We start from the raw sequence: 275 nt of genomic DNA, 5'->3' as shown, positions 1-275 counted from the left end.
GGCGCAGCCGACCGCGAGCCCGCGCCGGCTCAGCGCCCGCATCAGCGCGAGCGTCACCGTGGTCTTGCCCGAGCTCGACCGCGGCGCCGCGACGCGGAGGCCAGGCGGGTTCACGGCGCGCGCCCCGCGCCGGTCGGCCGGAAGCGCCGGTCGTAATCGGCCGCGGAGAGCGCGCGCGCGCGAAAGTCCCCCGGCGCCAGCGCCGGGCCGACGAGGATCAGCGCGGTGCGCTCGAGTCCCGCCTCGGCGACCGCCCGCGCCAGCGTGGCGAGGCG

Annotated in this window: 1 protein-coding gene and 1 pseudogene; both read right to left on the bottom strand. The window is 80.7% G+C overall.

Annotated features, from left to right (window positions below):
* On the bottom strand, nt 1-114 hold a 114-nt coding region (locus WDW90_RS41290), incomplete at its 3' end, for a nucleotide-binding protein (RefSeq protein ID WP_488803336.1).
* Nucleotides 111-275: pseudogene (locus WDW90_RS39325) on the bottom strand (precorrin-4 C(11)-methyltransferase); the annotation flags it as partial. The gene WDW90_RS41290 and the pseudogene WDW90_RS39325, both read right to left, overlap by 4 nt.

Source organism: Methylobacterium nigriterrae (assembly GCF_037106235.1).
Classification (GTDB): domain Bacteria; phylum Pseudomonadota; class Alphaproteobacteria; order Rhizobiales; family Beijerinckiaceae; genus Methylobacterium; species Methylobacterium nigriterrae.
This window is presented reverse-complemented; position numbering and strand designations above follow the sequence as displayed.